The sequence below is a fragment of the Halobacterium litoreum genome (genome assembly GCF_021233415.1).
Classification (GTDB): Archaea; Halobacteriota; Halobacteria; order Halobacteriales; family Halobacteriaceae; genus Halobacterium; species Halobacterium litoreum.
In genome coordinates, this window is the sequence record NZ_CP089466.1 from 362,182 (window position 1) to 380,614 (window position 18,433).

Sequence of the window (18,433 nt, forward strand, 5' to 3'; positions counted from 1 at the left end):
CACTGGAACGAGCGAAGCGAGTGAAGCGCGCAGCGAGTCGTAGGCCACGAGCGAGTCGGGGCTTTCGATGCGTCGGAAACGATAGAAATCCAGAGGTGGCGCGAGGAAAGGACGTGCGTCTACTGACTAGCGATTTTCCGGGCGACCGTCTCGCGCCAGTCGCCGGCGTTGTTCTTGAGCGTCTCGTAGCCGAACTGGAGTTTCTCCTCGGGGACGTGGGCGTACTGCTGCATGTCCTCGGGGAGGCTGGCGTCGGAGACGACGGGGATGCCGACGTTCTTGACGGCGGTGGTCTGCTGGGTTTCGGCGTCGAGGAGGAAGTCCGCGAAGGTGTGCGCGAGGTCGGGGTTGTCGCTGCCGGCGAAGCGCGCGACGCCGGAGACGTACGCGTAGCCCTGGTCGTTGGGGAACGCGATCTGGTGGCGGCTCATGTCGGCGTCGCTCTGGGCGGCGTACACTTGGTCGGTGCTGTAGGACATGACCATCGGCGCTTCCTGACTGGAGTACGCGCTGTAGGCGGCGTTCCACGACCCGGTGGTGCGGAGGCCGTTGTCGACGAGGCGGTCCCAGTAGTCGAGGTAGCCGTCCTCGCCGAACGCCTCGACGGTCCACAGCAAGAAACTGAGTCCCGTCACCGTGTTCTGGGGGTTCGGGAGGAGGAGGCCGTTCGACCACGCGTCCTTCGTGAGGTCGTCGAGCGTCGTCGGCTCCTCGACTTCGCCCTCGTCGTAGACGATGCAGACGTACGACGACCCGGTGGGGAGGATGCGCTGTTCGGGGTCGAAGCGGTAGGCGTCCTCGATGTCGCCGGCGTTCGGGACGCGGTCGGTGTCGAAGGATTCGAACAGCGAGGCGTCCAGCGTCTCGTCGGCGCGCACGAGGTCCGTGGGGGTGACGCCGACGTACATGTCGGCGCCGAGGTCGACGCCCCGCTGTCTGCGCTGGATGAAGTCGTTTATCTCGTTCTCGCGGACGACCCACTCCAGTTTCGCGTCGTGCTCGGCTTCGAACTCGCGTTTCACCCAGTCGCCGGCGCTCGTGGAGACGGCGTCGACGTAGGACTGCGTGGTGCCGACCTTCAGCGTCTGCGTGCTCGCCGCCGAACTCGTCGTGCCGCTGGTCGTCCCCTCCGTCGTCGATTCGGTGGTCGACGTGGTGCTGTCCTCGGTCGAGGACGTCTCGACACAGCCAGCCAACCCGAGCGCGGCGGCGGAGCCGACGCCGGCGAGGAAGCGACGCCGGGAGGTCATTCGTCGCTCACCGCGTCGCGGCCGAGATGTGCTTCGACGCGGTCGACCTTCTCCTCGACGGCGAGGTCGTCGTCGCGGAAGTCGTCGATTTTGAGCGTGGTGCCGACGCGGGAGGCGTCGACGGCCTCGTGGGCGGCTTTTGCGGCGGCGAACAGTTCGTCGATGGAGTCGGCTTCGATGGTGGTCTCCATCGGGTGGGTCTGGTAGCGCACGTCGAAGTCGTCGAGCGCGTCGACGGCCTTCGCTATCTCTGCGTCGAACTCGACCTCCGGGCTGTCCACCGGTGAGACGGACAGCATCGCAGTGACGGTCATACCACTACGTTTGATTACCCAGTAATATAAGCCACTATTCGCGGTCGGCGGTCACGTCGTCACGGCGTGCCGGACCGCGAGCGCCGCGACCACCGCGACTCCGCCGAGGTAGGCGACACCGACGGCGAGCGCGCCCCAGTTCGGGTCGCCGGTTAGCGCCGCGTCCGTCGCCGCGACGCCCGCCCACCGTCCCGGGAAGGCGGCCGCCCACGGGGCCGCGTCGCTCGCGAGCGGCGAGTGGAACAAGAACAGGTCGACGGCGGGCGCGAACAGCATCACGTAGACGCCCGCGAGTTTGTCGAGAACGACGCCGACGACCGCACCGAGCAAGCCGTACGTGACGGCGAGCACGAGCGTCGCGGCGAAGAACACCGCTGGCTGGTCGGGCGCGACGTGGACGAACAGGACGGCCGTCGACGCGAGCGACGCCACCACCGCGGCCGCCGAAAGCGCCGTCGCGCGCGCCGCGAACAGGGTTCGCGACGGCAGGCCGGCGAGCGCCAGCCAGCCGTCCGCGTCGAGCGTGTTCACGGTGAGGAAGAGGCCCGCGATGCCCGCCACCATCACGGCGGCGAGCGTCGCGAGCATCGGTAGGACGGCGGCACCGAGCGTCGTCTCGACGGTCGCGCTCGGCACCGAGGCGACCACCGACGAATCGGGGAGGACGATTCCGAGCAGGCCGACGAAGTACGCCGGCAGGAACACCAACAGGGCGAGCAGGACGGGCGTGCGCGCGAACTGCTTGACCGTCGCCGCGAGCGCGGTTCGGGTGCGCGTCACAGCGACCACCCCCGTCCCGTCGCCGCGGCGTACGCGACGCCCGCCGCGACTGCCAGCACCGCGAGGTACGCGACGGCGGGCAGGACCGTCTCGCTAGCGAGCGTTCCGTCCCTGACGGCCGACGTGAACAGCGCGTGCGGGTAGTGGAGCGGCAGGAACGCCACGAGGTCGGTGTTCACGTCGAGGACGCCGCCCGAGAGGAACGAGTCGAGGTCGGCGAGGAACACCAGCACGAGCGATCCCTCCAGTTCGCGCGGAACGAGTGCGCCGACCACGACGCCGAGCAGACTGTAGAGGACGCCGGCGAGCACGAGCACGGCGTACGCCCGCGGGAGCGACGCCACGTTCGTACCGGCGCCGACGAGCGCGGCGAGCGAAACGCCGGCGGCGAGGCCGGCGACGCCGACGGCGACGACGACGCGCGTCGCGAACAACAGCGCGGGCGAGAACCCCGAGAACGAGAGGTAGCGGTCGGCGCGTGCGGCGCTCACTGTCCCGAACAACCCCACCAGTCCGGAGAGGAAGGCGGTGGCGAACAGCGCGCCCCCGATTCGACCGTAGGACGCGGCGGACGCCGACAGGAACGCCACGTCCGGGAACGACGCCATCGCGGCGCCGTACAGCACGACGACGAACGGCGGGAGGACGGCGAGCATCGCGAGCGTCGTCGGCTGGCGGAGCACGCTCTTGGCGTGTGCACTCGCGCCGACCGCCGCGCTACGCCCCCGCATCGTCGGCCTCCGCCAGTTCGCCGTCTTTCAGTTCGTAGATGCGGTCGAAGCGGTCCTGCTCGCTGACGAGGTGGGAGATGACGGCGACCGCAGTCCCCTGCTCGGAGAGGTCGTCGGCGAGGTCCCAGAACGCGAGGTACGTCTCCCAGTCGAACCCAGTGTACGGTTCGTCCAGCAGGAGGACGTCGGGGTCGTGCATCAGCGAGACGGAGAGCGTGAGTTTCCGCCGGTTCCCGCCGGAGAGTCGGTCGACGCGCCGGTCGCGGAACCGCTCGAAGTCGAGGCGGTCGGTGAGGCGGTCGGCGGCGTCCGCGATTTCGGCGTCGGTCATGTCGTGGGCTTCCCCGAACAGGCGGAACGTCTCGTCCACCGTGAGCCGGTCGTAGAGCCGGTCGTCCTGGGGACACCAGCCGACGCCGCCGGGCCGCGACACCGTCCCGGAGTCCGGTTCCAGCGCGCCGACGAGACACTGCATCAGCGTGGATTTCCCGGAGCCGTTCTCGCCGACGATGCCGACGACTTCACCTGCCCGGAGTTCGAGACTCGCACCCATCAACACCGCCACGTCGGGCTCCCACGGCAGGAGCGAACTGTACGTCTTCTCCAGTCCGTTCGCGTCGAGAACCACGTCTGCATCGGCGCTCTCTCGCTGTTTCGATATATTCGGCATATATCGAATATTCCGAACAAAGCGATTTATACGTTTCGGGTGCCTCGCTTCGAGTATGACCGACGCCGACGCCGAGGCCGCCCGCGAGCGCGTCATCGAGGGGTTCGAGCGCTCCGCCGAAATCTACGGTCTCAGCCGGAGTTACGGCCGCCTGTACGGCATCCTCTACTTCGCCCACGAGCCACAGTCGCTGGACGAACTCGCCGACGAGAGCGGGTTCGCGAAGTCCACCGTCAGCACCGCGATGAAGGAACTCGAACGGTTCCACATGGTCCACCGGCGCTCCATCTCGGGCGAGGGGAAGAAGGCCTTCTTCGAGGCCGAACGCGACTTCTGGCGCATCGTCCAGGAGTTCCTGAACCGCGAGGTGCGCCGCGAGATAGAGACGATGACCCGCGCCCTCGACGAGGCGGAGGCCGCCTTCGAGGACGCCGACAGCGACCGCGCCGCGAAGGACTTGGAGCGCGTTCGGGACCTCCAGCGCGTCTACGACCAGTCCGAGGCGTTCGTGAATCTAGTGACGCGCGCGCCCACCGGCCGACTTCGGTCGGCGTTCGAGTCGTTCTCGGACTTCGTCCGTCGCTGAAGGGGAACCTTCAGGGCGTCGGGCCGCCGACACCCGCACATGACCGACGCCAGCGACCTCGCCGACCGCGTGCAGTCCGGCGACCTCCGGCTCTACGAACTCGAAGACGAGGCCGACGCAGAGACGGCCGCGGCGGCGCGCCGCGAACTCCTCGAACGCGAGACCGGCGCCGACACCGACGCGCTCGGGTCGTTCTCCTTCGACGCCGAGCACGCCAGCGAGACGGCCGTCGAGAACCTCGCGGGCGGCGCCCAGCTCCCGCTCGGTATCGCCGGTCCGGTCGCCGTCTCCGGCGGCGCGGCCGACGACGAGTTCTACCTCCCGATGGCGACCACGGAGGGCGCGCTCGTCGCGTCCGTGAACCGCGGCTGTTCCGCGATTACGGCGGCGGGCGGCGCGAACGCCCGCGTCACGAAGACCGGGATGACGCGAGCGCCCGTGTTCCGCGTCGCGGACGTGACCGAGGGCGCCGAAGTCGCGGAGTGGGCGAAGGAGAACTACGACGCGCTGAAGACGGCCGCCGAGGAGACGACGAGTCACGGCGAACTGACCGACGTGACACCGTACGTCGTCGGCGACAACGTCTACCTGCGGTTCCGGTACGACACGAAGGACGCGATGGGGATGAACATGGCCACCATCGCCACCGAGGCCGCCTGCGAGGTAATCGAGGCGGAGACGCCCGCGGAACTGGTCGCGCTCTCCGGGAACCTCTGTACGGACAAGAAGCCCGCCGCCATCAACGCCGTGGAGGGCCGCGGGCGCACCGTCACGGCGGACGTGACGATTCCCCGCGACGTGGTCGAGGAGCGCTTCAACACGACGCCGGAGGCCGTCGAGGAGGCCAACACCCGGAAGAACCTGATTGGGTCCGCGAAGGCCGGAAGCCTCGGGTTCAACGCGCACGCCGCGAACGTCGTCGCCGCCGTCTTCCTCGCCACCGGGCAGGACGCCGCGCAGGTCGTCGAGGGGTCGAACTGCATCACCACCGTCGAGGCGCGCGAAGACGGCCTCTACGCCTCGGTCAACCTCGCGAGCCTCGAAGTCGGCACCGTCGGCGGCGGCACGAAACTCCCGACCCAGCGCGAGGCCCTGGACGTGCTGGGCGTGCGCGGCGGCGGCGACCCGGCCGGGTCGAACGCCGACGCGCTCGCGGAAATCATCGCGGCGGGCGCGCTCGCCGGCGAACTCAGCCTGCTCGCGGCGCTCGCGTCCCGCCACCTCTCGTCGGCCCACGAAGAACTCGGTCGGTGACGCGACAAAATTTTTACCTGGCCGTCGGGAAACGCCCGGTATGGTGACCTCCGAACTGAAGGCGGTGGCGGTGCGCTGGGGCGGCGTCGGCGTTCTCACGGCCGCCGTCGCGACGGGCGCCGCCGCCCTGAACGACTTCCCGCTGTTGTTGCTCGGGATGATTCTGTTCGGCGTGCCGCTGATGATCGTGCCCTTGACGGTCGGCGTCACGGACACGGGTATCGACTCGGCGTCGGCGTCGGCGGTCATCGGCGACGACATCGGCAACCCGCAGGACTACGACCCCGGGAACGTGCTCCCGATTCCGGGCAAAGTACAGGCGGTGTGCTGGCTCTCGGGGGTCGGCGTCGGCGGGTTCGCCCTGCTCGTGTGGGCCGCCTGAGTTCGGCGACCGACCAGTTTCACTTTCACTCCGGGGCAGACGTAGGGTTATTTTCTCACAGTGCTTGGGTGAGAGCATGCGCGCCCACAGCGACGACGACGCCGGCCGCTCCGAGAGCGCGGTGCGCGCTCTGCGAGTCCTCAAACTCCTGCTCACCGTGCTGGTGCTCGCGCTCACGCTCGCTCGCGCACTCGCCGGCGGCCCGCTCTGACGCCGCACCGCCACTCGACCGTCGACGAACTACAGCAGCCGATAGCCGTCCGCCGTCGCCGTCAGTTTCCCCGCACGGACGAACTTCTCGAGCGTACGCTCGACGTACGCCTCGCCGACGTCGTGCTCGGCGGCGAACGCCTTCACCTCGCGCTCGCTCGGCTCGTCGAGTTCGCGGAGCGCCGTCTCAACGGCCTCCCGCTTCCCGAGGCTGCGCGACGACCGGGAGACGCGCTCTGTGACGCCCTCGACCTCGTCGGTGTCGACGCCCGACCGGTCGAGGTACTCGTCGTCGGTCATCCCCGCGTCGTCGACGTAGTCGTCGAGCTCCGCGAACGACTCGACCTCCGCGAACGCGTCGCCGTGCCCCGACCGGTTCGCGAGCATCGACGCCCGCACCTCGCGGGCGTGGTCCTCGTCCTCGGTGGTGACGAACTGCTTGAGGTTCCCGAACTGGTGGCGCGTCTCGCAGCGCGGACACCCCGTGGTGTCGGGACGCCCCTCGACTATCCAGAGCGCCGAACAGTCCGAACACCCGACCACCGCGTACATGCAGGGGAGTCGGTCGCCGTATCGGATAAACTACCGGGTCACCCCTTCACCGTCACGAGCGGTTCGAGTCGCGCCACCGTCGTCCCGATGCCGAGCGCGTCAGAGACGCGCACCACCTCGTCCACGTCCTTGTACGCGCCCGGCGCCTCCTCCGCGAGCGTCGCTTCCGACCGCGCCGCCACCGTCACGCCGCGCTCCCGCAGCGACTCCCGGAGTTCCCCCACCGGGTAGTCCTTCTTCGCTTGCGTCCGTGAGAGTCGGCGGCCCGCCCCGTGCGCCGTCGACCCGAACGTCAGTTCCATCGAGCGCTCGCCGCCCGCGAGCACGTACGAGTGCGTGCCCATACTCCCCGGGATGACGACCGGCTGGCCCACGTCCCGGTACGCCTCCGGAACTTCGGGGTGTCCGGGCGGGAACGCGCGCGTCGCGCCCTTCCGGTGGACGAGCACGCGCTCGCCGCCGTGTTCCTCGACCTTCGCGACGTTGTGGCAGACGTCGTACACCAGTTCCACGTCGCCGTGCCCGAGGTCGTGGGTGAAGGCGTCCCGTACGGCCTGCGTGACGCCCTGTCGGTTCGCCCACGCGAAGTTCGCGGCGGCGCGCATCGCGTCGAGGTAGCGCTCCGCGAGGTCGTCCCCGAGCGGCGCGTACACCAGTTGTCGGTCGGGGAGCGCGTCGACGGCCTCGGGGTACGCGCGCTCGAAGCGCCGCACGTACTCCGTACACGTCTGGTGGCCGAGCCCCCGAGAGCCCGTGTGGACGAGGACGCAGACCTGCTCCTCGCGCAGGCCGAACGCGTCCGCGGTCGCGTCGTCGTAGACGTCGGCGACGCGCTGGACTTCGAGGAAGTGGTTACCGGACCCGAGCGACCCCACCTGATTCAGGCCGCGGTCGACTGCCTTCGGCGGAACGGCGCCGGGGTCGCCGTCGAGGCGGCCGCCCTCCTCGCAGTGCGCGAGGTCGTGGTCGGTCGCGTACCCCTCGCGGCGCATCCACGCGAGGCCGTCGTCGAGGATGCCGAGCACGTCGTCGCGGTCGGTGTCGACGTAGCCGCCCTTCCCGAGTCCAGCGGGCACGCGGCGGGACAGCGACTCCGCGAGTTCGTCCTCGCGGCCGCGGAGGGCTTCGCGGTCGAGGCCGGTGCGGAGCAGGCGTACGCCGCAGTTGATGTCGAACCCGATGCCGCCCGGCGACACCACGCCGTCCTCCCGGCCGACCGCGGCGACGCCGCCGATGGGGAACCCGTACCCCTGGTGGCCGTCCGGCAACACGAGCGCGAACCGCCGGATGCCCGGCAGCGTCGCGACGTTCCGCACCTGTTCGAGGGTGAGGTCGCCGGTCGACTGCATCTCGTCCAGCAGGGCGTCGCTGGCGTAGACGCGCGCCGGCACCCGCATGTCGCCCTCCTGCGGGAGTTCGTAGACGTTCTCCTCGACTGCCGCCGGTTCGAACTCCGGGCCGGCGTCGGCGTCCGTGTCGGGTTCGCCGTCGCCGCCGGCGTCGGGGTCGGTCATCCGCGCTCACCCGGCCCCGAGAGGTACCAGCCGTAGAGTTTGTGCGCGGTGCGCTCCTCGCGGTCGCGGCCCTTCTTCGCGCGACCCCGCGTCTTCCCCTCCAGAATCTGGCGCTCTACCACGTTCGCCGCGAGGCGGAACGCGTGGGCGGCGCCGTACCCCTCGCCCGTGCCGACGAAGTGGCCCTTGTCCGTGAACAGGCGGATGCGCGCGAGCATCAGCGGCGTGCCGCGCAGGCGCTCCTCGTGTTCGTGGAAGTAGACGTTCGCCTCCAGCAGTTGCATCGCGTCGTACTTCGAGACGATGGCCTCGATGCCGTCCCGGAGTTCGTCCATCGAGAGGTCGTCCATCAGGTCCTTGTGGTGGACCTGCACGTCGGGTTTCCGCTCGTCGGTCCACGTCAGCGACCGGAGCGCGTCCGTTTTCGTGACGATGCCCGTCGGGCGTTCGCGCTCGGTGACCACCAGCGAGGAGACGCCGCGGTCGAGCATCGTCCCCACGGCGTCCCCGAGCGGTGTCTCCGGCGTCGTCGCCTCCACCACGTCGGTCATCACGTTCCGCACGGGTACATCCAGCATCGAGTCGCGGTCGCCCTCGCGCGCCCCGAACCCGCCGTGACTCCGCCCCTCGCGGAAGCCGCTGTCGCCGCCCGAGGACCGGGAGACGGCGCGCGTGGTGACGCCGAGCAGGTCGTTCACGCTGACGACGCCCGCGGCCTCACCTCGGTCGTCGACGACGGGGAGGTGGGAGATGCGGTGTTCGCGCAGGCGATTCAGCGCGGTGCCGACGGTCGAGGACGGCGACAGCGTCACGGGGTCGTCGGTCAGCACGTCCGCGACCGACAGCACGTTCAGGTTCGACGCGACAGCGTCGAGCACGCCGTCGGCGGTGACGACGCCGACGAGGTTCTCGCCCTCGAACACCGGGAGCAGGGTGGTCTGTCCGCCGATGAGGTGTCGGGCCACGGCCCGGACGTTCGTCGTCGGGGAGACGGTGGGGACGTTCCAGACGAGCGACCCGACTTTCGTCTTCGGGGTGACGTGGGACCGGAGGAACTGGCGCTCGGTGACGACGCCCTCGTAGCCGTCGCCCGCGACGACGACGGCCTTCGCGTCGGTGTCGCGGAACCGCGCCGCGAGCTTCGACGCCGGTTCGTCCGGGGAGACGGTCACGAACTCAGTGGCGTACACGTCCTCGATGTTCATGTCGGGAACGACGGCGGAAACGGGATTCAGCGCTTTTACCAGACGGTTGCCCGTTGTCGACCGGCCGCGGTGTCTCGACGGGCCGTGGCCACCAACTGGCCAACACCTGTCAATTATCTATTCACTCGGCGCGGTCGAAACGTCCCGTGGTATGCTCACAGCCGACACGATGCGGGACCTCTACGACGACGTGGTCACCGCACGCTACTACGAGGAGCGACTCCAAGAGGAGTACCTGGAGGGGAAACAGCCGGCGTTCGACATCTCCGCGGGCCCGATTCCGGGCGAACTCCACCTCGCCGCCGGCCACGAGGCCGCCGGCGCGGGCGTCTGCGCGCACCTCCGGGACGACGACACCGTCACCGCGCCACACCGACCCCACCACGTCGCCATCGCGAAGGGCGTCGACTTAGAGAAGATGACGGCCGAAATCTTCGGACGCGAGACCGGGCTCTGCTCGGGGAAGGGCGGCCACATGCACCTCTACGACCCGGACGTGAACTTCGCGTGCTCGGGCATCATCGCGCAGGGCTGTCCGCCCGCCGTCGGGGCCGGCCTCGCCGCGAAGAAGCGCAACACCGACGCCGTCGCCGTCTCCTACCTCGGCGAGGGCGCAATCGACCAGGGCGGCTTCTTCGAGTCGCTGAACTTCGCGGCCGTCCACGACCTCCCGGTCGTGTTCGTCGTGGAGGACAACGACTGGGCCATCTCGATGCCCCAGGAGCGCGTCACCGACGTGGAGAACGCCGCCGACCGCGCCGGCGGCTTCGACCTGCCCGGCGAGCGCGTCGAGTTCGACGACGTCTGTGCGGTGTACGAGGCCGCCGAGGACGCCGTCGGGCGCGCCAGGAGCGGCAACGGCCCGACGCTGCTGTCGGTGCAGGTCCACCGCCGCATGGGCCACTTCATGGGCGACGCCGAGGCGTACCGGCCCGACGAGGACGTCGAGCGCGCGCAGAACCTCGACTGCATCCCGCGACTCGAGGACGACCTGCGGCAGGCCGGCGTGAGCGACGACGAACTGATGGAGATTCGGGAGGCCGCCGAACAGCGCGTCGACGACGCCATCGAGTGGGCGAAAGACCAGCCCGAACCGGCGCCCGAGGCGACCTACGAGGACGTGTTCTCGAACCCGCCCCAGGGCCGCCCGATGGCCGCCGAACAGGGGGGTGACGAGTGATGAGCCAGCAGGCCAGCGAGCGCGAGGTGACGATGAGTCGCGCGATGGTCGACGCCATCGCGACCGAGATGCGCGAGAACGACGAGGTGTTCTACATGGGCGAGGACGTCGCCGACTACGGCGGCATCTTCGACTCCACGCAGGGCCTCCTAGACGAGTTCGGACACGACCGCGTGATGGACGTGCCCATCAGCGAGACGGCGTACATCGGCGCCGCGACGGGCGCCGCGATGGAGGGGATGCGCCCCATCGCGGAACTGATGTTCACCGACTTCCTGGGGGTGTGCTTCGACCAGATATACAACGCGATGGCGAAGCACACGTACATGAGCGGCGGGCAGGTCTCGGTGCCGATGGTCCTCACCACGGCGGTCGGCGGGACGTACAACGACGCCGCCCAGCACTCCCAGACGCTGTACGGGACGTTCGCCCACCTCCCCGGAATGAAGGTCGTGGTGCCGTCGAACGCCCGCGACGCGAAGGGCCTGATGCACGCCGCCATCCGGGACGACGACCCGGTCGTCTACATGTTCCACAAGCGCTTGATGGGACTCGGGTGGATGCCCGCCCCGGAGGGCCCGAAGACCGCCGTCCCCGAGGAGGACTACGAGGTGCCAATCGGGGAGGCCGAGGTGAAACGCGAGGGGGCCGACGTGTCCATCGTCACGCTCGGCCTGCACGTCCACCGCGCGCTGGCGGCCGCCGAAACGCTGGCCGACGACGGCGTCGACGCCGAGGTTATCGACCTGCGGTCGCTCGTCCCGCTGGACCGCGAGGCGATTCTCGACTCGGTGCGGAAGACGGGCCGCCTCGTCGTCGTGGACGAGGACTACCACTCCTTTGGCCTCACCGGCGAGATTTCCGCGCTCGCCACGGAGCGCGCGTGGGACGACCTCGAAGCGCCGCCCGAGCGCGTCGCCAGCCCCGACGTGCCGATTCCCTACTCGCGGCCGCTCGAACAGGAGTTCCTCGCCGATAGCGAAGATATCGCCGACGCCGCCAACCGCGTCACAGAATGACCGACGTCGACCCAGCGAGCGTCTGGCCCGAGGACGCCGACGACGTCGACGAGGCCGTCGTGGCGAACTGGTTCGTGCGCGACGGCGCGAGCGTCGAGGAAGGCGAGACGGTCGCCGAGATTCAAATCGAGAAGGTGAGCGTGGACGTGCCCGCGCCCGCCTCGGGGACGATAGCGCGCCTCGTCGAGGAGAGCGGGGAGTTCCGCCGCGGCGACGCCATCGCGCGCATCGACTGACCGGGAGTCGCCCCGCTCACGTGACCTCGAACCCCTCCTCGCGGAGGAGGTCGGGGACGCGGTCGCTGTGGTCGCCCTGCAGTTCGATGGTGTCGCCGTTCACGGTGCCGCCTGCCGCGACTTTCTTCTTCAGCCGGCTGGCGACGGCGTCCACGTCCACGCTGTTCGTGTCGAACCCCTCCACGACGGTGACCGGCTTGTCGTACCGCCGTTTCTCGACGCGCACCGTCAACTGCTGGGTGGCGGCGTCGAGGTCCGCGGTCGGGTCGTCGGGAATCCCCTCGAACGGGTCGTCCTCGGCCATACCGAGGGGTACGGTAGCGAGACGCAAAGCCGTGTCGCGCGAGCGTCGCCGGCCGGGACTTTCGAGCCGGTGGCTGTCGGCACGGCACAAGAAAAATCGGGGAACGGAAATTCCGAGAACTTACGCGAGGTCGTGGATGCGCTCGACGACTTCCTCGGCGTACTCGCTCGCGGCGAGTTTGACGCCGCCCTCGACCTGCCGTTCGAGGTCGTACGTGACGCGGTGCTCGCTGATCTGGGCTTCGACGGCGTCGTGGACGAGGTCCGCGGCGTCGTCCCAGCCGATGTACTCCAGCATGAGCTTGCCGGAGAGAATCATCGCGGTCGGGTTCGCCTTGTCCTTACCGGCGTGCTTCGGCGCGGAGCCGTGGACCGGCTCTGCGAGCACGCGGCCGTCGCCGAAGTTCGCGCCCGGCGCGATGCCGAGGCCGCCGATTTGGGCGCCCGCGGCGTCCGAGAGGTAGTCGCCGTTGAGGTTCGGCATCGCGAGCACGTCGTAGTTCTCCGTGCGCGTGAGGAGTTGCTGGAGCATGTTGTCGGCGATGCGGTCCTTGACGACGACCACGTCGTCGGGCGCCTCGCCGTCGTACTCGTCCCAGAGCGTGTCCTCGTCGATGGTTTCCTCGGGGAACTCCTCTTCGGCGACCTCGTAGCCCCAGTCGCGGAACGCGCCCTCGGTGAACTTCATGATGTTACCCTTGTGGACGAGGGTGACCGAGTCGCGGTCGTTCTCGATGGCGTACTGGATGGCGCGGCGAACGAGACGCTTCGTGCCGTACTCCGTAATCGGCTTGACGCCGATGCCGACGTCGCCGTCGTGGATGGTGGCGTCGAAGCCCATGTCGTCCTCGACGAAGTCACGGACCTGCTCGACTTCGTCCGTGCCGGCCTCCCACTCGATGCCCGCGTAGACGTCCTCGGTGTTCTCCCGGAAGTTCACCATGTCCATCTTCTCCGGCTCCTTGACGGGGGACGGAACGCCGTCGAGGTAGTACGTCGGGCGGACGTTCGCGTAGAGGTCGAGTTTCTTGCGGAGCGCGACGTTCAGGCTGCGGAAGCCGGCACCGACCGGCGTCGTGAGCGGGCCCTTGATGGCGACGCGGTGCTCGCGGATGGCCTCGACGGTCTCCTCGGGGAGGTTCTCGTCGTACTTCTCGCGGGCGTCCTCGCCGGCGTACACGTCCATCCACTGGATGCTTCGGCCTGTCGCCTCGGCGGCGGCGTCGAGTACCTTCTGGGCGGCCGGGCCGACGTCCTTCCCGATGCCGTCGCCGTGGAGAACCGGGATGATGGGCTCGTCGGGGACGTGAAGAACGTCGTTGTCCTCGTCGTACGTGATCTTCTCCCCGCTCTCCGGGGCGTCGATCTTGTCGTAGGTCATTGTCGTTTGCAACTCGGAGGATGCGCCTAAAAGGACTGCTGTTTCGGACGCCCGCGTCAAACCTTGCCGCGGTCGGAATCGCGGTCTGCGGTCGGTCCGGTGGGGAGCGGTGCGGACCGCGAACCCGCACCGACTAAGACGCCGCGAGCGGGAGAACCGCTAATGCGAGTCATCGTACACGGCGGCGCAGGCGGCAGTCCCGACGAACCGGAACCCCGGCAGGCGACACTCGACGAGGCGGCCGACGCGGGCGCGAGCGAGACCGACCCCGTGGACGCCGTCGAATCGGCGATTCGCGTGCTGGAAGGCGACGCGCGGTTCAACGCCGGGTCGGGCGGCGCGGTGCAGTCCGACGGCGTGATTCGGACGGACGCGGGCGTGATGACCAGCGACCGGGAGGCCGGCGCGGCGGCGTCGATGCCGGGCGTCGAGGCCGCCGTCTCGGTCGCGCGTGCCGTGATGGAGGAGACGCCCCACGTCCTGCTGAACGGCGTGCACGCCGTCGACTTCGCGGCGGACGTGGGCGTGGACGTGGAGTGCGACCTCTGGACCAAGGACACCCGCGAGCGCTGGGACGACCTCGACGACCACCCCGAGGGCACGCCCACCGAGCACCTCGCGTGGATTCGCGACAAGTTCGGAGAAACGGACCCGGACGGACGGGACGAGGGTGGGGACGGCTACGAGAAGGACCACGACACCGTCGGCGCCGTCGCCTTCGACGGCGGCCGGTTCGCCGCCGCCACCTCCACGGGCGGTCGCTGGCTGGCGCTCGCCGGGCGCGTCGGCGACGTGCCCCAAATCGGGTCGGGGTTCTACGCCGCGCCCGCCGGCGCGGCGTCCGCCACCGGCGCGGGCGAGGACATCGCGAAGACGACGCTCACGCGGCGCGCCGTCCGCCACCTCGAATCCGGGCTGGACGCCCAGCAGGCCGCCGACCGCGCCATCGAGGAGTTCGGCGAACTCACGGGGTCGTCGTCGGGCGTCATCGTCCTCGACGACGACGGGAACGCGGGGGAGGCGTTCAACTCCGAGCAGATGCAGACTGCGGTAGCCCGAACGGAGTGAGGGCTACCGGAATGTGCGAACGCTGAGCGAAGCGAGGCGTGAGCAGCGCGGTCTCGACCGTAGGGAGGGACCTCGTTACGGCGAGCGGGGAGCGCGTGCCCGACCGCAGGGAGGGCACGGGACGACGAACGGCGACCGGAGGGAGCCGCGAGCGTTCGAACGGAGCGAGCGAACCGGGCATGAGTGAGACGCCGATTTTGGTCCTCGTTGGCTTCTTCACTCGGGCGGGCGTGGGTCGTGGTATGGCCTCTCGGTTGTTCTTCGACGGTAACGAACTAGATGTGGGCGCGGTGTGGCGCGAGGCGCTGCCGGTGGCGGCGCTGGTCGCGGCGTTCGGTGCGGCGGCGCTCGTGCCGGTCGCGTTGAACTGGCTGCTGGTGGAGACGATGGGGTTCCTGTCGGTGTTCTCGGTGTTGCTCGGGTTCGCCAGCCAGTTCGTGCTCGCCGTCGGGGTGGGCGTAGTTCTGTTGTACGTGGTGGCACGCGGCAACGAAATAGCAGAAGCGTGACTCTCCACTCGCTCCTGTTCGGTCCCGACGAGACGCCGGTCACGCGCGGGCTTCCAGCCGTGCTCGCGTCGGCCGCGGGCTGCGCGCTCCTGATGGCGTGGACGCTGTCCGGGCAGTCCGGCGGCGTCGTCTTCCCGCTGTGGGCCGTCGCGGTCGGCCTCGCCGGGGGCTTCGGCTACGCGTACCGGTACGACGCGCTCGTCGTCTGCGTGGCCGTTGGCGTCGCCGCGTTCGCCGGGTCCGACCTCGGTTTCCACGCGATTCACGGCGGCGAACCGGTCGTCGGAACCCTCGTGGACTTCGCGTCGGACCCGGAGCCGTCGGCGCTCGGCGCGCTGTTCGGCGGTGCCGGCGGCGTCGCGGGCGCGGCGGCGCGCCGGGTCGTCTCGCTCGTCCGGTAGTCCGCCGTCGGGGGCGACCCACAACCTCTTTGCCGCGCTCGGGCGAATCCTCGGGCATGACAGACAGCGTCGAAGTCGGTTCGGAGGCCTACGAGCAGTACGTGGAGGCCGGCGAGATTCTCACGCAGGTGATGGACGAGGCGGCCGACCGCATCGAGGTCGGCGTCACCCAACTGGAGGTCGCGGAGTTCGCCGAGGAGCGCATCCGCGAACTCGGCGGGAAGCCGGCGTTCCCGGTCAACATCAGCGTCGACGAGGAGGCCAGTCACGCCGCGCCCGGCCGCGACGACGAGACGGAGTTCGGCGAGGAGATGGTGTGTCTCGACGTCGGCGTCCACGTCGACGGCCACATCGCGGACGCCGCGACCACCGTCGACCTCTCGGGCAACCCCGAACTCGTGGAGGCCGCCGAGGAAGCCCTCGACGCCGCAATCGACGCCGTCGCGCCGGGCGTCCACACGGGCGAAATCGGCGCGGAGATTCAGGACGTCATCGAGGCCTACGGCTACAACCCCATCGTGAACCTCACCGGGCACGGGATGGACGTGTACGACGCGCACACCGGGCCGAGCGTGCCGAACCGCGCGGTCGATACGGGCGTCGAACTGCAGGTCGGGGACGTGCTCGCCATCGAGCCGTTCGCGACCGACGGCACCGGAAAAGTCACCGAGGGGTCGGACACCGAAATCTACGAGGTCGTCGGCGAGGGGAACGTCCGCGACCGCCGCGCCCGCCAACTCCTAGACGACCTCGAAGCGTTCGACGGCCTGCCGTTCGCGGCGCGCTGGCTGGACTCCTCTCGGGCGGAGATGAGCCTGCGGCGACTGGAGATGGCGGACATCGTGCGCTCGTACCCGGTGCTGAAGGAGGCAGAGGGCAACCTCGTCAGTCAGGACGAGCACACGCTAATCGTCACCGAGGACGGCTGTGACGTCGTGACGAACTGAGCGGGCGTCCGTCGGTGAAAGATAAAGTGAGGTAGGTCCCGGCGGCAGCGGTTACGCGTTGTTCATGCGCTGGCTCGTCTCCTCGCCACACGCGCGACACGTCGCAACTCGGTACGGTTCGCGGGAGAATTCGGCGTTCTCCGACTTCGAACTCTCAGTTCTGAGTTCGACGGAGACCTGGTGAGGGGTCTCTCGACCGCAGTTCTCACACTGCTCCGTCATCCCGTCAGACTGTGGTGACTTACTCGCCAATGGAACCACCCTCGAATCTCTCGACACACGCCACAAATAAAAAAGGTTCAGTATGACACGGCGGCGACGGTGCGGAGCGGAGCATCGGAGAGCGGGCGATAGAGCGAGTTTCCGCGCTGATTCTCGGTTGCGCACCGGCGAGCCGATTCGCCACGCGCGCCACCGAAACACTCCTGACTCGCGGCGCCGAGGCGTCGGTATGGAGCAGGTGTTCGCGCCGTGGCGCATCGAGTGGGTGGAACGCGAGGAGCAAAACGAGGACGTGGACTGCGTGTTCTGCGAGTACCCCGAGCGCGAGGACGCCCGCGACCACCTCGTCGTCGCGCGCTCCGAGCACGCGACGGTGATGCTGAACAACTATCCCTACAATCCGGGCCACTGCATGGTGATTCCGGACGCCCACACCGGGGAGTACACCGACCTCGGGGAGGCCGAACTGCTCGACCACGCGCGCCTGAAGCAGGCGACCTTCGACGCGCTCGATGCCGCGCTGAACCCGGACGGCTTCAACGCCGGCCTGAATCTCGGCGGCGGCGCGGCGGGCGGGAGCATCGACGACCACCTCCACACGCACGTCGTGCCGCGGTGGAGCGGCGACACGAACTTCATGCCTGTCGTCGGCGACACGAAGGTCATCGTGGAGGCGTTAGACGACACGTACGACCGCCTGCACGAGGCGTTTCTCTCCCGCGAGGGCGCCAGCGAGGGCGCGAGCGGTGCGGTCGTCCTCGATTTCGACTGAATCGAAACGACGAAAGTGGGGGCGCCCCGAGGGCCACGTGATGGAGCGAAAGCGCGCAGTCCGACGCGTCGGGTTCGTCGTGCTCGCCGCGAACCTCGCGCTCGTCGCCGCGAAGGGCGGCGCGTGGTGGCTCACCGGCAGTCTCGCTGTCGGTTCCGAGGCCGTCAACAGCCTCGCCGACGTGGCGTACTCGCTGGTCGTGCTCGGCGGCATCTACCTCACCACCCAGCCGCCGGACTTCGAACACCCCCACGGCCACGAGCGCATCGAGCCGTTCGTCTCGCTGGTCGTCGCGCTCGGCGTGCTCGCGGCGGGCGCGGGCGTCATCTGGCAGGCCGCCACCGCCCTGCAGGCGGGCACGTACGGCCGCTCGGCGAACGTCGCCGCGGTCGTCGTGCTCGTCGGCACCGCCGTCGCGAAGTTCGCGCTCTACCGGTACTGCCTGGACGTCGCCGAGGAACACCACTCGCCCGCGGTGCGCGCCACCGCCCTCGACAACCGCAACGACATCCTCACGGCGGGCGCGGCGCTCGCTGGCGTCCTCGGCTCTGCCGCCGGCTACCCCGTCCTCGACCCCGCCGCGGCGCTCGTCGTCGCCGTCGGTATCCTCTACACGGGCTACGAAATCGTGCGGGACAACGTGAACTACCTCGTCGGCGCCGCGCCGCCCGAGGACTTGCGCGAGGAGATTCTGGAGCGCGCGCTCGCCCACCCCGACGTCGAGGGCGCCCACGACGTGGTCGCACACTACGTCGGCCCCGAGGTGGACGTGAGCCTCCACATCGAGGTGGAGGGCGAGATGACTCTCCACGACGCCCACGACATCGAGACCGAACTCATCCGCGACCTCGAATCGATTCCGGAGGTCGACGACGTGTTCGTTCACGTCGACCCGAAGGAACTCGGCGAGTGGAAAGACGACGAGCGAGAGGCGGTGTAGGCCGGCG

Annotated in this window: 24 protein-coding genes; 13 read left to right on the forward strand and 11 right to left on the reverse strand. The window is 69.3% G+C overall.

All coding sequences use genetic code 11. The features are described 5' to 3' along the window. Positions 1 to 119: 119 nt before the first annotated feature. The 5 genes from LT972_RS01995 to LT972_RS02015 are packed head-to-tail and all read right to left on the reverse strand — an operon-like array spanning position 120 to position 3,745. Positions 120 to 1,250: a thiamine ABC transporter substrate-binding protein gene (locus tag LT972_RS01995; RefSeq protein WP_232571523.1), complete on the reverse strand. Its 1,131-nt coding sequence runs from the start codon at positions 1,248 to 1,250 to the stop codon at positions 120 to 122. Continuing rightward, positions 1,247 to 1,564 carry a thiamine-binding protein gene (locus LT972_RS02000; protein WP_232571524.1) on the reverse strand — a complete coding sequence of 106 codons (318 nt, stop codon included), beginning with the start codon at positions 1,562 to 1,564 and terminating at the stop codon, positions 1,247 to 1,249. The genes LT972_RS01995 and LT972_RS02000 overlap by 4 nt, the downstream gene beginning before the upstream one ends. A 51-nt stretch (positions 1,565 to 1,615) precedes the next feature. Then, positions 1,616 to 2,344, reverse strand: coding sequence for a hypothetical protein (locus tag LT972_RS02005; RefSeq protein WP_232571525.1), 729 nt, complete (start codon positions 2,342 to 2,344; stop codon positions 1,616 to 1,618). After that, positions 2,341 to 3,075: a hypothetical protein gene (locus LT972_RS02010; protein ID WP_232571526.1), complete on the reverse strand. Its 735-nt coding sequence runs from the start codon at positions 3,073 to 3,075 to the stop codon at positions 2,341 to 2,343. Before LT972_RS02010 ends, LT972_RS02005 begins: the two co-directional genes overlap by 4 nt. Next, a complete protein-coding gene (locus LT972_RS02015; RefSeq protein ID WP_232571527.1) occupies positions 3,062 to 3,745 on the reverse strand; it encodes an ABC transporter ATP-binding protein in 684 nt (227 codons plus the stop codon). The genes LT972_RS02010 and LT972_RS02015 overlap by 14 nt, the downstream gene beginning before the upstream one ends. Before the next feature lie 55 nt (positions 3,746 to 3,800). Here LT972_RS02015 and LT972_RS02020 point away from each other — a divergent pair, with 55 nt between their 5' ends. The 4 genes from LT972_RS02020 (at position 3,801) to LT972_RS14840 (ending at position 6,178) form a co-directional block, all read left to right on the forward strand. Further along, positions 3,801 to 4,331 (forward strand): GbsR/MarR family transcriptional regulator, encoded by a 531-nt coding sequence (locus LT972_RS02020; protein ID WP_232571528.1) that lies wholly within the window; start codon positions 3,801 to 3,803, stop codon positions 4,329 to 4,331. A 39-nt stretch (positions 4,332 to 4,370) separates the two neighbouring features. Beyond that, the gene (gene hmgA, locus LT972_RS02025) at positions 4,371 to 5,585 is read left to right on the forward strand and encodes a hydroxymethylglutaryl-CoA reductase (NADPH) (protein WP_232571529.1); all 1,215 of its coding nucleotides are present in this window, start codon (positions 4,371 to 4,373) and stop codon (positions 5,583 to 5,585) included. 40 nt (positions 5,586 to 5,625) lie between these two features. After that, positions 5,626 to 5,967 carry a hypothetical protein gene (locus LT972_RS02030; protein WP_232571530.1) on the forward strand — a complete coding sequence of 114 codons (342 nt, stop codon included), beginning with the start codon at positions 5,626 to 5,628 and terminating at the stop codon, positions 5,965 to 5,967. 76 nt (positions 5,968 to 6,043) lie between these two features. After that, complete coding sequence (locus LT972_RS14840) at positions 6,044 to 6,178, forward strand: hypothetical protein (RefSeq protein ID WP_269780539.1); 135 nt, start codon at positions 6,044 to 6,046, stop codon at positions 6,176 to 6,178. 29 nt (positions 6,179 to 6,207) lie between these two features. Here the strand turns inward: LT972_RS14840 and LT972_RS02035 are convergent, their stop codons facing one another. The 3 genes from LT972_RS02035 to LT972_RS02045 are packed head-to-tail and all read right to left on the reverse strand — an operon-like array spanning position 6,208 to position 9,448. Then, entirely contained in the window at positions 6,208 to 6,729 is a 522-nt protein-coding gene (locus tag LT972_RS02035; protein ID WP_232571531.1) for a DUF5817 domain-containing protein, read from the reverse strand. A gap of 38 nt (positions 6,730 to 6,767) precedes the next feature. Next, entirely contained in the window at positions 6,768 to 8,243 is a 1,476-nt protein-coding gene (locus LT972_RS02040) for an RtcB family protein (RefSeq protein ID WP_269780540.1), read from the reverse strand. Further along, complete coding sequence (locus tag LT972_RS02045; protein ID WP_232571532.1) at positions 8,240 to 9,448, reverse strand: CBS domain-containing protein; 1,209 nt, start codon at positions 9,446 to 9,448, stop codon at positions 8,240 to 8,242. The genes LT972_RS02040 and LT972_RS02045 overlap by 4 nt, the downstream gene beginning before the upstream one ends. 151 nt (positions 9,449 to 9,599) lie before the next feature. Here LT972_RS02045 and LT972_RS02050 point away from each other — a divergent pair, with 151 nt between their 5' ends. Genes LT972_RS02050 through LT972_RS02060 form a run of 3 tightly spaced genes read left to right on the forward strand, consistent with a single transcriptional unit; the run spans position 9,600 to position 11,883 of the window. Next, on the forward strand, positions 9,600 to 10,628 hold the full coding sequence (locus LT972_RS02050; protein ID WP_232571533.1) for a thiamine pyrophosphate-dependent dehydrogenase E1 component subunit alpha: 1,029 nt from the start codon (positions 9,600 to 9,602) through the stop codon (positions 10,626 to 10,628). Next, entirely contained in the window at positions 10,628 to 11,647 is a 1,020-nt protein-coding gene (locus LT972_RS02055) for an alpha-ketoacid dehydrogenase subunit beta (protein ID WP_232571534.1), read from the forward strand. The genes LT972_RS02050 and LT972_RS02055 overlap by 1 nt, the downstream gene beginning before the upstream one ends. Then, positions 11,644 to 11,883, forward strand: a complete 240-nt coding sequence (locus tag LT972_RS02060) for a lipoyl domain-containing protein (protein ID WP_232571535.1) — start codon at positions 11,644 to 11,646, stop codon at positions 11,881 to 11,883. The genes LT972_RS02055 and LT972_RS02060 overlap by 4 nt, the downstream gene beginning before the upstream one ends. A 16-nt stretch (positions 11,884 to 11,899) precedes the next feature. Here LT972_RS02060 and yciH read toward each other — a convergent pair whose 3' ends face one another. Beyond that, positions 11,900 to 12,187: a stress response translation initiation inhibitor YciH gene (yciH, locus tag LT972_RS02065; protein WP_232571536.1), complete on the reverse strand. Its 288-nt coding sequence runs from the start codon at positions 12,185 to 12,187 to the stop codon at positions 11,900 to 11,902. 120 nt (positions 12,188 to 12,307) lie between these two features. Next, a complete protein-coding gene (icd, locus tag LT972_RS02070; protein WP_232571537.1) occupies positions 12,308 to 13,567 on the reverse strand; it encodes an isocitrate dehydrogenase (NADP(+)) in 1,260 nt (419 codons plus the stop codon). A gap of 162 nt (positions 13,568 to 13,729) precedes the next feature. On the opposite strand from icd, the gene LT972_RS02075 reads away from it, so the two are divergent. From LT972_RS02075 to map, 4 genes are all read left to right on the forward strand, one after another. Further along, entirely contained in the window at positions 13,730 to 14,635 is a 906-nt protein-coding gene (locus LT972_RS02075) for an isoaspartyl peptidase/L-asparaginase (RefSeq protein ID WP_232571538.1), read from the forward strand. A gap of 242 nt (positions 14,636 to 14,877) precedes the next feature. Beyond that, positions 14,878 to 15,144, forward strand: a complete 267-nt coding sequence (locus tag LT972_RS02080; protein ID WP_232571539.1) for a hypothetical protein — start codon at positions 14,878 to 14,880, stop codon at positions 15,142 to 15,144. Beyond that, the gene (locus tag LT972_RS02085) at positions 15,141 to 15,545 is read left to right on the forward strand and encodes a hypothetical protein (protein WP_232571540.1); all 405 of its coding nucleotides are present in this window, start codon (positions 15,141 to 15,143) and stop codon (positions 15,543 to 15,545) included. The genes LT972_RS02080 and LT972_RS02085 overlap by 4 nt, the downstream gene beginning before the upstream one ends. Positions 15,546 to 15,601: 56 nt before the next feature. Beyond that, positions 15,602 to 16,492, forward strand: coding sequence for a type II methionyl aminopeptidase (map, locus tag LT972_RS02090; RefSeq protein ID WP_232571541.1), 891 nt, complete (start codon positions 15,602 to 15,604; stop codon positions 16,490 to 16,492). A gap of 51 nt (positions 16,493 to 16,543) precedes the next feature. On the opposite strand, the gene LT972_RS14945 is transcribed toward map, so the two are convergent. Further along, complete coding sequence (locus tag LT972_RS14945) at positions 16,544 to 16,744, reverse strand: DUF7835 family putative zinc beta-ribbon protein (protein WP_232572636.1); 201 nt, start codon at positions 16,742 to 16,744, stop codon at positions 16,544 to 16,546. 199 nt (positions 16,745 to 16,943) lie between these two features. On the opposite strand from LT972_RS14945, the gene LT972_RS02100 reads away from it, so the two are divergent. Both LT972_RS02100 and LT972_RS02105 read left to right on the forward strand, forming a co-directional pair. Then, positions 16,944 to 17,486 (forward strand): HIT family protein, encoded by a 543-nt coding sequence (locus tag LT972_RS02100; protein WP_232571542.1) that lies wholly within the window; start codon positions 16,944 to 16,946, stop codon positions 17,484 to 17,486. A 40-nt stretch (positions 17,487 to 17,526) separates the two neighbouring features. Further along, complete coding sequence (locus LT972_RS02105; protein ID WP_232571543.1) at positions 17,527 to 18,426, forward strand: cation diffusion facilitator family transporter; 900 nt, start codon at positions 17,527 to 17,529, stop codon at positions 18,424 to 18,426. The last annotated feature ends 7 nt before the right edge of the window (positions 18,427 to 18,433 follow it).

What these genes read in the sequence shown, in the direction of transcription:
- LT972_RS02030 (WP_232571530.1), top strand. Translation starts at nt 5,626, where the DNA reads ATGGTGACCTCCGAACTGAAGGCGGTGGCGGTGCGCTGGGGCGGCGTC.
- map (WP_232571541.1), top strand. Translation starts at nt 15,602, where the DNA reads ATGACAGACAGCGTCGAAGTCGGTTCGGAGGCCTACGAGCAGTACGTG.
- LT972_RS02050 (WP_232571533.1), top strand. Translation starts at nt 9,600, where the DNA reads ATGCTCACAGCCGACACGATGCGGGACCTCTACGACGACGTGGTCACC.
- LT972_RS01995 (WP_232571523.1), bottom strand. Translation starts at nt 1,250, where the DNA reads ATGACCTCCCGGCGTCGCTTCCTCGCCGGCGTCGGCTCCGCCGCCGCG.
- LT972_RS02020 (WP_232571528.1), top strand. Translation starts at nt 3,801, where the DNA reads ATGACCGACGCCGACGCCGAGGCCGCCCGCGAGCGCGTCATCGAGGGG.
- icd (WP_232571537.1), bottom strand. Translation starts at nt 13,567, where the DNA reads ATGACCTACGACAAGATCGACGCCCCGGAGAGCGGGGAGAAGATCACG.
- LT972_RS02105 (WP_232571543.1), top strand. Translation starts at nt 17,527, where the DNA reads ATGGAGCGAAAGCGCGCAGTCCGACGCGTCGGGTTCGTCGTGCTCGCC.
- LT972_RS02060 (WP_232571535.1), top strand. Translation starts at nt 11,644, where the DNA reads ATGACCGACGTCGACCCAGCGAGCGTCTGGCCCGAGGACGCCGACGAC.
- LT972_RS02080 (WP_232571539.1), top strand. Translation starts at nt 14,878, where the DNA reads ATGGCCTCTCGGTTGTTCTTCGACGGTAACGAACTAGATGTGGGCGCG.
- hmgA (WP_232571529.1), top strand. Translation starts at nt 4,371, where the DNA reads ATGACCGACGCCAGCGACCTCGCCGACCGCGTGCAGTCCGGCGACCTC.
- LT972_RS02045 (WP_232571532.1), bottom strand. Translation starts at nt 9,448, where the DNA reads ATGAACATCGAGGACGTGTACGCCACTGAGTTCGTGACCGTCTCCCCG.
- LT972_RS14840 (WP_269780539.1), top strand. Translation starts at nt 6,044, where the DNA reads ATGCGCGCCCACAGCGACGACGACGCCGGCCGCTCCGAGAGCGCGGTG.
- LT972_RS02035 (WP_232571531.1), bottom strand. Translation starts at nt 6,729, where the DNA reads ATGTACGCGGTGGTCGGGTGTTCGGACTGTTCGGCGCTCTGGATAGTC.
- yciH (WP_232571536.1), bottom strand. Translation starts at nt 12,187, where the DNA reads ATGGCCGAGGACGACCCGTTCGAGGGGATTCCCGACGACCCGACCGCG.
- LT972_RS02055 (WP_232571534.1), top strand. Translation starts at nt 10,628, where the DNA reads ATGAGCCAGCAGGCCAGCGAGCGCGAGGTGACGATGAGTCGCGCGATG.
- LT972_RS02000 (WP_232571524.1), bottom strand. Translation starts at nt 1,564, where the DNA reads ATGACCGTCACTGCGATGCTGTCCGTCTCACCGGTGGACAGCCCGGAG.
- LT972_RS02010 (WP_232571526.1), bottom strand. Translation starts at nt 3,075, where the DNA reads ATGCGGGGGCGTAGCGCGGCGGTCGGCGCGAGTGCACACGCCAAGAGC.
- LT972_RS02100 (WP_232571542.1), top strand. Translation starts at nt 16,944, where the DNA reads ATGGAGCAGGTGTTCGCGCCGTGGCGCATCGAGTGGGTGGAACGCGAG.
- LT972_RS02040 (WP_269780540.1), bottom strand. Translation starts at nt 8,243, where the DNA reads ATGACCGACCCCGACGCCGGCGGCGACGGCGAACCCGACACGGACGCC.
- LT972_RS02015 (WP_232571527.1), bottom strand. Translation starts at nt 3,745, where the DNA reads ATGCCGAATATATCGAAACAGCGAGAGAGCGCCGATGCAGACGTGGTT.
- LT972_RS02075 (WP_232571538.1), top strand. Translation starts at nt 13,730, where the DNA reads ATGCGAGTCATCGTACACGGCGGCGCAGGCGGCAGTCCCGACGAACCG.